The organism is Stenotrophomonas sp. YJH_SMC_80 (assembly GCF_059372495.1).
This window is the reverse complement of the sequence record NZ_JCAFVP010000032.1, coordinates 1-7,366: the sequence shown is the minus strand read 5'-3', so window position 1 is coordinate 7,366 and position 7,366 is coordinate 1. Positions and strand designations below refer to the sequence as shown.

The following is a 7,366-nucleotide window of genomic DNA, read 5'->3' as shown; positions in this document are numbered from 1 at the left end:
GGAGGTCAGTTCCTCCATCGAGGCGGCGGTCTCTTCCAGGTTGGCGGCCTGCTGCTCGGTACGGCGCGACAGGTCGCTGTTGCCGGACGCGATCTCGCCAGCGGCGAGGGTGATGCTGGAGGCACTGGCCTGGATCTGGCCAACGATCTGGGTCAGCTGCGTAACGGTGGTGTTGGCGTCGTCGCGCATGCGTGCGAACACGCCCTGATAGTCGCCGTGCATGCGTGCGGTCAGGTCGCCTTCGGCGATGGCCGACAGCAACTGCGAGAGCTTGCCGAGGTTGTCATCGCTGACCGCCATCATTGCGTTGAGGTTTTCCAGCATCAGGCGGAAATCGTGATCAAAGCGCTGCGCATCACCGCGCTGGCTGAAGTCGCCGGCGGCGGCGGCACTGGCCAGCTGCTTGATCTCGGCATTGATGCGGCCGAGGTTGGCCTTGACGGTGTCGACGGTGGTGGTCATCGCCGCCTTCTCGCCGGGGTAGCGGGCGATGTCGCGGCTGAGGTCGCCGACTGCGTACTGCTGTACCACGTCCAGCACGTCATGCAGGGTCTGCACATGGCTGCCGACCAGGGTGTTGGTCTCCTGCACCATCAGCCCGTACTCGCCGGGGAAGACGCTGGCGTCGATGCGGTAACTCAGTTCGCCGGCATCGTGACGGCGGGCCATTTCGCGCTGGCCGCCGATGACCGCATGCAGCTGCTGCTGCATGCCGGACATGGCCTCCAGCAGGCGACCGGGTTCGTCATGCGGCTGCGGGCCGATATGGCTGTCCAGCTTGCCATTGGCGATGCCTTCGGCGACGGCGGTGGCCTGCTTCAGCGGGCGCGCGATACGGTTGCCGATGACCCAGCTCAGGGCCAGCACGATCAGCACCAGCACACCACCGGAGATCGCCATGATGGCGGTGAACACCAGCGCCTGCCGCTGCACGTCGTCCATGTAGACGCCGCTGCTGACCACCCAGTTCCACGGCGCGAACAGGCCGGCGTAGGCGACCTTCTCGACCTCGCCCTTGCTGCCCGGCTTGGCCCATCGATAGTTGACGAAGCCACCGCCGGCCTTGGCCGCTTCGACCTGGTCGTAATAGATGCGCACGCCGTCGTCGGTACGGAAGTCCTTCATGTCCTTGCCGACCAGGTCCTTGCGGAACGGGTGCATCAGCAGGCGGTAGCCGGTGTCGTAGATGTTGAAGTAGTACGTATCGTTCTCGGCGCGCATCACTTCCAGGGCCTGCAACGCGGCGCTCTTCGCGGCGTCCTCGCTGAGTTCGCCGGTGCCGGCCAGGCGGTGGTAGTGCTGGAGGATGCCGTAGCTGAGTTCGACCTGGGTCTTCAGCGCGGTCTTGCGGGTCTCGGTGAGGTCCAGGTACTGCATGCGGGCGGCGATCACCGAGAGCGCGATCACGCCGAGCGCGATGAGCAGCGTCAGCAGGTTGAGCTTGCGCCGGACGGAGAGATTGCTGAAGTAGTGTTGCCAGCGATGCAGGAGATTCATCGAGCAGGACCAGGTCGAAACGGGCGGGCGGCGCCGAGCCGGTCAGCGGCGGGATACGCCGTGACAACCCCGTTATCGGCCGCTGGGGCGGGGGATTGAGGTGAGGTGTTCGAACGTATTCAGGTTTCCTCGCAGCGGCGGCTGCGGCGCTGCCTGCGGCAGGCTGGTTTTGAAGCAACAGCAACAGCAACGGCGCTTGGTCGGTGGTCAGGGGTTGCGAGAAGGGCCGGGCCAGGATGGGTTGGCGGGGGACGCCGTAAACCCGTCCTTGGGGGCTTGGCCGCGGCATCCATGCCGCGGACACCCCCGCCAACCCACCCTTGCCCGGCCCATTCGATATCCCGGTGTCGGACGGCAAGAGCATTGGGTTTCCAAGTGGAAAGAGGGGTCAGATCCGTTTTCCTGCGGAAAACGGATCTGACCCCGGAAGCAATACGGCTGTTGCTCTTGCTCTTCTTTCTTCAATCCGGGGTGGACGCGCACGGAAATTTTCCGTGGCCGGGAGGGTGGGCTGCGCAGGGGCGTGAGCCGCATGGATGCGGCGACCGAGCCTACAAGGACGTATTCACGGCGTCCCCTGCGCAGCCCACCCTCGCGGCCAACCCTCAGTAACCCAGCGCTTCGACCGACCATCCCGAGGGGCTTCGCCGTTGGCTGGATATCCAGATACCCCGTAAACAAAAACGCCCCAGCGCAGGGCCAAGGCGTTCTCGTGCGTCAGGTCAGGCAGGCCTCAGAATTCCTGCCAGTCTCCGTCGGCCAGTTCGGTGGCCATCGGACGACCACCGGCCGTGCGGCGGGCCGGCGGGGCAGCCGGGGACGGGGCAGCCGGTGCAGCGGCGCGCGGCGCTGGGGCGGTGACGCGCGGGGCGGCGACGACCTCGGCTTCGTCCACCACGAAGATCGACACAGCCTCGCTGAGCTGACCAGCCTGTTCTTCCATCGCACGCGCGGCGGCAGTGGCTTCTTCCACCAGCGCGGCATTCTGCTGGGTGGTTTCGTCCATCTGCACCACGGTCTGGTTGACCTGCTCGATGCCGGCCGACTGTTCCTGCGAGGCGGCGGAGATCTCGGCCATGATGTCGGTCACGCGCTGCACCGAGGCGACGATCTCGCCCATGGTCGCGCCGGCCTTGTGCACCAGCGCCGAGCCGTCGTTGACCTTGCCGACCGAATCGTCGATCAGGCCCTTGATCTCCTTGGCGGCGGCGGCCGAGCGCTGGGCGAGGGTACGCACTTCGCTGGCGACCACGGCGAAGCCGCGGCCCTGCTCGCCGGCACGCGCGGCTTCCACCGCAGCGTTCAGCGCCAGGATGTTGGTCTGGAAAGCGATGCCGTCGATGACGCTGATGATCTCGGCGATCTTCTTCGACGAGGCTTCGATGGCCGACATGGTGGTGACCACCTGGCCGACCACCTCGCCGCCCTGCGAAGCGACGCCGTGCGCGCCGATGGCGAGCTGGTTGGCCTGGCGGGCGTGCTCGGCGTTCTGGCGCACGGTGGAGGTCAGTTCCTCCATCGAGGCGGCGGTCTCTTCCAGGTTGGCGGCCTGCTGCTCGGTACGGCGCGACAGGTCGCTGTTGCCCGAGGCGATCTCGCCGGCGGCCGAGCTGATCGCACGGCTGGACTGCTTGATGCGGGTGACGATTTCACTCAGCTGCGCGGCGGTGGCGTTGGCGTCGTCGCGCATGCGGGCGAACACGCCCTGGTAGTCGCCGTGCATGCGCACGGTCAGGTCACCCTGCGACAGCGCGGCGAGCAGGCCGGAGATCTGTTCGATGCTTCCGGCATTGGCGTCCAGCAGGCCGTTGATCTGCTGGGCCAGCTGCAGGAAGAAGCCTTCCTTGTCGCTGGCGTCGATGCGGCCGGACAGGTCGCCGGCGGCGGCCTGGGCGATCACGCGCGCCACTTCGGCTTCGACCAGTGCTTCCTGGGTGCGGTCGCGCCATTCCACCACGTAGCCGACGGTGTCGCCGCCTTCGTTGCGGATGGTCGACACCACCTGCGCGAACTGGGCATCGCCGTACTGCATCGGGCGACGGGCGACGCCGTGGGCCTTCAGATTGCCCAGCAGGGTCTGGTCCATCTCGCCGCGGTGTTCAAGCACGGTGACCGGCTTGCCGATCAGCGAGGCCTGCGCATCGAAGTCCGGCAGGTCGCGGCGTACTTCATCCTGGTACTGGCTCAGGGTCTGCTGCAGGGCGCGGTTGCTGTAGACGATGGTGTTGCTGGTATCGGTCAGGTACACACCGGTCGAGCTGTAGTCCAGCGCGGTGCGGATGCGCAGGTTCTCGCGGGCAACGGCCTGGTCGGTTTCGATGCGTTCGCGCAGGTCGCGCTGCATGCGCTGCATGGCCTGCATCAGCTCGCCCACTTCGTCCTGGCGGCTGACGTCGATGTGGCCATCAAGCTTGCCGCCGGCCACGTCGTTGGCAACCGACACGGCGCCACGCACGCTGCCGACCAGGGCGCGCGCGAACAGCCAGACCAGCACCAGGCCGAGCGCGGCGCCGCCCAGCAGGGCGATCACGGTCAGCACGGCGGAGGCGGAATAGGTGGACGCGGCCTCTTCGCGCGAGGCGCGGGCGAGGCGGTTGTCTTCGGCGATCAGCGCTTCCAGCGCGGATGCAGCCTTGCGGTGCTTGGTGCGGGTCTCGCCCACGAAGGTATCGATGGCATCGTCCGGCAGGTCCAGCTCCAGCATCTCGGTGACGCTGTCGTAGGAGGCCAGGGCGTCCTTCCATTCCTTGGCGAAGGTATCGAACAGCTTCTTCTGCTGCGCGTTGTCGACAAGCTTCGGGTATTCCTTGATCGACGTGTCCATGCTGGTGCGCAGGTCGACGGCCTGCTTGCGCGCGTCGGACTTGACGTCATCGCTGGCGCGGATCAGCTGCTGGTAGGCGGCATTGCGGTACTCGCCCAGCATGCCGCGCATCTCGCCGGCCATGCGGATGCTTTCCATGCGCGAACCGGCCAACTCGGTGGTGACGTTGTTCAGCGAATGCAGTCCGCGATAGGCGACGATGCCCTGCAGCAGCATCACCAGCAGGAGGACGCCGAAGGTCAACAGCAGCTTCGGCATCAGTTTCAGGTTGTTGATCCACGGCATGGGCGTTGCGATCTCCTAAGGCAGACGCGTCCGGGCGTCGGGCCCGGTTGCAGCAGAAACCACGCCGGCACAAGCTCCGGCGTGGTTCGACGGACAGCGGATTACTTGATGTTGGCCAGCTTCAGGCCGGCCGGCGAGCTGACTTCGATTTCCGCGCGCGAGGCGTCGCGCTGGATCTTGCCGATCACGCACACGGTCTTGCCTTCCAGGGTTTCCAGCGGGAAGGAGAACTTGCCGCGGTTCTCGCCGGCGATGCGGGCCGAGAAGGTGTGACGCGGGAAGGCGCCGCCCATGTACAGGAAGGTCGGCTGGCCTTCGGAACCTTCTGCGTAGCGGGCCTTTTCGACCTTGCCACAGACCATGCCGTCCTTGCCGACCGAACGCGGGGCCAGTTCCGGCGGGATCATGTCGGCCGCCTGGGCGAACGCGGAGGAAGCGGTGGTGGCCAGGACAGCGGCCGAAACGAACGCAAGCAGGGACTTCATCGAGGTGTATCTCCGGGGATGGTGATGGTCGTTCCGGTTCCGCGCGCTCCTGCGCGACCGGCTTCTGTCCCCCTATCGGCACCGCTGGGGGGAACTGAAGGGTTTTGTGACCAGAACGTGAAGCAGGTCCGATGGATCAGGCGGCAGCGTCTTCGGCGAGGGAGGCCTGGCCCGTGTCGGCGCTGTCGAGCAGGGTCTCGATGTCCAGCAGGATCAGCATGCGGTCGTCGTGGGTGCCGATGCCGGAGATGAAGCGGGTGTCGACTGCAGCGCCGAACTCCGGGGTCGGGCGGATCTGCTCGGCCGACAGCGGGATCACGTCCGACACGCTGTCGACCACGATGCCGACCACGCGGTCTTCGACGTTGAGCACGATCATCACGGTGAAGGCGTCGTAGCGGGCGTTGTCCAGGCGCAGCTTCAAGCGCAGGTCGATGACCGGCACGATGGTGCCGCGCAGGTTGATCACACCCTTGATGTAGTCCGGGGCGTCCGGCACGCGGGTGACCGCATCGTAGCCACGGATCTCCTGCACCTTGAGGATGTCCACGCCGTAGTGCTCGGCGCCGAGGGTGAAGCTGAGGAATTCGCCACCGGCGCTGGCGGCGGAGCTGGTCTTGTCGTTCATCGAGGGGTCCTGGTTCTGCCGGAAGTCCCGGTGTCAGGCTCGATATCGGCCCCGCGTGGGGGGACTTTAGGTGCCGGGGGAGAGGCATCCACGCATGGCGTGGATCTGCCGCGGCGCGGCCGGCACGCGCATATGGCGTGGATCCGCCGAAGATCGGTAGTGCGGGCCGCTGGCCGGCACGAACGGTCGGACGGGCCTCAGAGCTCGCCGTTGCGGCGCGCCTTGCGCTGGCGGTCGATGCGGAAGATGTAGCGCTGGATGGCGCTGTCGCCGCCGCGCGGCAGGCTGTCAAAGCGCATTCCCACGCGCTTGACCTCGATGCCATTGGGCTGTCGCTGTGGCAGCAGGTTGCAGACCACCAGTTCGATGTCCAGGTCGGGGCCATCGGGCAGCGACAGCTGCGCCGGGTAGCGCTTCTGCAGGCCGAATACGGCGCAGTCGTTGGGAACCACTACGGCCAGGCCGCCACCGCTGATGTCCACCACCCGCATCGACAGCGCTTCGGCACGTGCTTCGCCGGGTGGCAGCAGCAGATGCGGCGAGTCGGTGACCGGGGTCTCCAGCCGGTACAGCTCACGGCGCTGCAGATGCACCAGTTCGTCCGGCAGCGGGGCGCGGAAGGCGACGTGGCCATCGTTGTCCACGCGCTGCAGTTCGTGCAGGCGGAACCGCACAAGGACACGTTCAAGCTGGGCGAAGCAGAGCAGGTGGTCGGCCTGCTCGGCGGCACGGTTCGATGCCTCCTGCGGGCTGCCGTCGAGCAGCAGGTAGTCTTCGTCCTCGTCGAGATCAAGCAGGGCGGTCGGGAAGGAACGATCCCGGCCGTCGATATGCGCGTTGATCAGTGATCGCTGGTCGATCAGCGAGCGCAGCAGCTGCCGCAGCTGGCGGGGGTTGCGGACCAGGAAGCGTTCGTCCGCGGCGTCGGCCGCGTGGACATCATGCAGTTCAGTGTCGTGGCCGTCGGACATGGAGTCTGTGATCAGGGGCGGGCGCCAGCACGCGTCGGTGCAGGCTCGATGGGGATATCGGCCTCTTCATTGGATTATGAAGTGGGATTTGCATCACTTTCCATGCATAAGGGGTCAGATCCCTTTCCCGTGGGAAAGGGATCTGACCCCGTGGCCCGCCGCGCTGGTGCATCCATCCCATGGGCGGATGCTTTCTGCGTGGGGTCAGAACTCCTGCCAATCACCCTCGGCAGCCAGCGCCGGCTGGGCGGCCGACGCCCGCAGCGGCCGTGTCGGTACTGCCTTGGTGACGGGCAGGGCGGCCGCGACCTGACGTGGCTGCGGTGCATTGGCCAAGCGTGCCGGCGCAGCGGCGACGCCCTGCGATGCCAGCCGGAAGCGCGCCACGGCTTCGCCCAGCTGCACGGCCTGGTCTTCCATGGCGCGCGCCGCAGCAGTCGCTTCCTCCACCAGCGCGGCATTCTGCTGCGTGGTTTCGTCCATCTGCACCACGGTCTGGTTGACCTGCTCGATGCCGGCGCTCTGTTCCTGCGAAGCGGCGGAGATCTCGGCCATGATGTCGGTCACGCGCTGCACCGAGGCGACGATCTCGCCCATGGTGCTGCCGGCCTGGTGCACCAGGCTGGAGCCTTCGGCGACCTTGCCGACCGAATCATCGATCAGGCCCTTGATCTCC

6 protein-coding genes are annotated in these 7,366 nt (G+C 66.7%); all 6 read right to left on the bottom strand.

Features of this window, described 5'->3' with window-relative positions:
- On the bottom strand, positions 1-1,497 hold a 1,497-nt coding region (locus AC5P99_RS21510), incomplete at its 3' end, for a cache domain-containing protein (protein ID WP_495213539.1).
- A gap of 733 nt (positions 1,498-2,230) precedes the next feature.
- Positions 2,231-4,606: a methyl-accepting chemotaxis protein gene (locus AC5P99_RS21505; protein WP_024957771.1), complete on the bottom strand. Its 2,376-nt coding sequence runs from the start codon at positions 4,604-4,606 to the stop codon at positions 2,231-2,233.
- A gap of 101 nt (positions 4,607-4,707) precedes the next feature.
- Positions 4,708-5,091: a hypothetical protein gene (locus AC5P99_RS21500; protein ID WP_005409515.1), complete on the bottom strand. Its 384-nt coding sequence runs from the start codon at positions 5,089-5,091 to the stop codon at positions 4,708-4,710.
- Between the two features lie 136 nt (positions 5,092-5,227).
- Positions 5,228-5,719: a chemotaxis protein CheW gene (locus AC5P99_RS21495; protein WP_262091418.1), complete on the bottom strand. Its 492-nt coding sequence runs from the start codon at positions 5,717-5,719 to the stop codon at positions 5,228-5,230.
- Between the two features lie 197 nt (positions 5,720-5,916).
- The gene (locus AC5P99_RS21490) at positions 5,917-6,690 is read right to left on the bottom strand and encodes a flagellar brake protein (protein WP_005413239.1); all 774 of its coding nucleotides are present in this window, start codon (positions 6,688-6,690) and stop codon (positions 5,917-5,919) included.
- A 204-nt stretch (positions 6,691-6,894) separates the two neighbouring features.
- The coding region (locus AC5P99_RS21485) for a methyl-accepting chemotaxis protein (protein WP_495201820.1) at positions 6,895-7,366 on the bottom strand (472 nt) is incomplete at its 5' end.

What these genes read in the sequence shown, in the direction of transcription:
- AC5P99_RS21500 (WP_005409515.1), bottom strand. Translation starts at nt 5,091, where the DNA reads ATGAAGTCCCTGCTTGCGTTCGTTTCGGCCGCTGTCCTGGCCACCACC.
- AC5P99_RS21495 (WP_262091418.1), bottom strand. Translation starts at nt 5,719, where the DNA reads ATGAACGACAAGACCAGCTCCGCCGCCAGCGCCGGTGGCGAATTCCTC.
- AC5P99_RS21490 (WP_005413239.1), bottom strand. Translation starts at nt 6,690, where the DNA reads ATGTCCGACGGCCACGACACTGAACTGCATGATGTCCACGCGGCCGAC.
- AC5P99_RS21505 (WP_024957771.1), bottom strand. Translation starts at nt 4,606, where the DNA reads ATGCCGTGGATCAACAACCTGAAACTGATGCCGAAGCTGCTGTTGACC.